The organism is Methylocaldum sp. (assembly GCF_039794385.1).
Taxonomy (GTDB): Bacteria; Pseudomonadota; Gammaproteobacteria; order Methylococcales; family Methylococcaceae; genus Methylocaldum.
In genome coordinates, this window is the sequence record NZ_JBDIVO010000486.1 from 1 (window position 1) to 2,800 (window position 2,800).

At 54.5% G+C, this 2,800-nt stretch carries 2 protein-coding genes; both read right to left on the reverse strand.

Features of this window, described 5'->3' with window-relative positions; all coding sequences use genetic code 11:
• Positions 1 to 200: 200 nt before the first annotated feature.
• Complete coding sequence (gene malQ, locus ABJK70_RS23140) at positions 201 to 1,703, reverse strand: 4-alpha-glucanotransferase (protein ID WP_347259268.1); 1,503 nt, start codon at positions 1,701 to 1,703, stop codon at positions 201 to 203.
• Positions 1,704 to 2,129: 426 nt separating this feature from the next.
• Positions 2,130 to 2,800: sugar phosphate nucleotidyltransferase (locus tag ABJK70_RS23145; RefSeq protein WP_347259269.1), on the reverse strand; the 671-nt coding region annotated here is incomplete at its 5' end.

The window sequence follows — 2,800 nt, forward strand, 5'->3', positions numbered from 1 at the left end:
GAGGAGCATCTGATCGCTAAGCTTTGTTGCGTAAGGAGGTTGAGAAAATCAGCCGTAGTTGCGGCCTAGCCCTCACCGGACTTATGCAACAAAGCTTCTTTTGGCCATTTTCAAACCCGTCTACTTAATCTCTCGTCGCGTACAATACGTTGCGCGCGGGGCGTTGTCGGTCAACTCCAAATCAGCTTTGTGTCGGACGGCTAGCAGCAGCGCCCATGATCGCGGACCCACTCAGCCAGTTTTTCTGCCTTATGCTCTGTAAGCTGCTCCCAAGAAAAACGCCATTGCCAATTGTCGGCGATCGTTCCGGGCGTATTCATGCGATGTCCATGACCCAATTCCAGGACATCCTGCATCGGTATTACCGCTAATCTCGCCACAGACGCGAGCGCGCATCGAACGAGGCTTTGCGGCATTCCCACTTTGTTATCCCCGCAATGATCAAGTAGGTATTCGGAAACACGATGACGCTGTTCCTCCGACAAGTTTTCGTACCAGGATAACGTCGTGTCGTTATCGTGAGTCCCCGTGTAGACCACGTTGTTCTCGGTGTGGTTATGGGGCAGATAAGGATTATCGTCGCCCCCGTCAAAGGCGAATTGCAGTATCAGCATGCCCGGAATATCAAACCGGTTGCGAAGCGCTTCCACCTCGGGTGTGATAATGCCCAGGTTCTCTGCAACCAAGGGTAAGCCCGAGCCGTTGAGCGTGGCGAATACCGTTTCCAGCAGGGCGTCGCCCGGAGCCTTCACCCAGCGGCCGTGAATCGCCGTTTCGGATTCGGCCGGTATCTCCCAGTATGCTTCGAAACCTCGGAAGTGGTCGATGCGTACCCAGTCGTAAAGCGCCAACTGACTCCGGAATCGATCCAGCCACCAGCGGAAGCCGGTCGCTTTCATGTGCTCCCAGTTATAGTGAGGATTTCCCCAGCGTTGGCCGGTAGCCGAAAAATAGTCGGGCGGCACTCCGGCCACGACGCGGGCATAACCGGTCTCGGTCAAATCGAAACATTCTCGACAGGCCCACACCTCGGCGCTGTCGCCGGCGACGAATATCGGCATGTCGCCGAACAACATGACTCCTCTCTGCTTGGCATAGCGTCTTAACTCCGTCCATTGCTCGAAAAAAACGAATTGCTCGAATTCAACCTGAGCGATGCGATCCGCCAGACGTAATCGGGCAGCTTCCAGCGCGGCTGGCTCTCGGTCCCGAATGGCGTTGGGCCATTCCTGCCATGCCTTGCTGCCGAGTTCCTCGCGTAGAGCAATGAACAGCGCATAATCCGATAGCCACCAGTTCTGCTTTTTAACGAATTCGTCATAAGCAGTGCGGTATTCGCTTTGCAAGCATGCTTGGAAGGAGCCGAAGGCCTGTTTTAGGCAACGAAATCGATAATCGGCGACCGAGATTTCGCCGATAGAATCCGGCGGCGCCGGTAGCCAGCCGCGATCAGACAGCCATTTAAGATCTATCATCAGCGGATTGCCGGCATGGGCCGACAAGCACTGGTAGGGTGAGCCATCGGCATGGGTCGGATTAATCGGAAGCGTTTGCCAGACGCTTATGCCGCAGTCAGCCAGAAAATCGACGAATCGATAAGCGTTTTGACCCAAGTCCCCGTTCCCGAGACTGCCGGGCAGGGACGTGATATGCAGAAGAATGCCGGCCCGACGCCGGTCCAATATGCTGTGTGCGTGCGTCAATTCCCCACCTTAACGACTATGAGTTGGGACTTTCCCAGATATGCTTTCGCTAGCGCTTAACGGGATGTTTGGAGATTTGGAGCGTCTTTTTCGCGGATATTGCTGGACGACAGTGGTTTGATGTCAAGAGACAAGTGCAAGTTAAAAGGCGTATCAAGCTGATTTGTTCCTTGCCGGGATTCCGGCAAATACGTTTTCGAGGACGGCTGTGCAATCCACCCGACGGGCGCCCGGGATTCGCCGCGGGTGTTTTGAGGGCATTGCGCGCGCAATTTTTCGATCACACTAGCTGGCTAAGGGGGATCTCGGAGAGATCGAGCGAAATAGCGATGTGGGCGCCATTCAAAACGCAAGAGCTTTTTTTATCAAATAATTTTCGATGGCGCTTTAAGCGCCAATGCAGAAAGCCGGAAGATTAACCGAGCCTCAACGGGCGAAATGCAGCCGCTGTCCGAGAGCGTCCGGAGTCACCAGAACCACGCCACCCGGACTGACATAGAACCGTTTTCGATCTTCTTCCGGATTCTCCCCGATCACGGTATTCGGTGGAATATGGCAGCCCTTGTCGATGATCGCTTTGGTAATGCGGCAGTGCCTGCCGACGTTAACATCCGGCAATATCACTGAATCCTTTACCTTGGAGTACGAGTTCACGCGGACATTGCTGAACAGCAGCGAGTGCCTGACTTCGGCGCCGGAGATAACACAGCCGCCGGATACCATGGAATCTACCGCCATTCCACGGCGATCGTCGTCGTCGAACACGAACTTGGCGGGCGGGGTTTGTGCCTGATAAGTCCAAATCGGCCAATCCTTATCGTATAAGTTAAGCTCGGGATCGATGCCGATCAGCTCCATGTTGGAGGCCCAATAAGAGTCCACAGTACCGACGTCTCGCCAGTACGCTTGTACGCCACTTTGTACATCGCGGAACGGATAGGCGAATACTCGATACTTTTTAATTACCGCGGGGATGATGTCTTTGCCGAAGTCGTGACTCGAACCCGGTGTGTCCGCGTCTTTGATGAGCTGTTCGAACAAGAAGCCGGTGTTGAAGACATAAATGCCCATGGACACCAATGCATGATCGGGCCGAT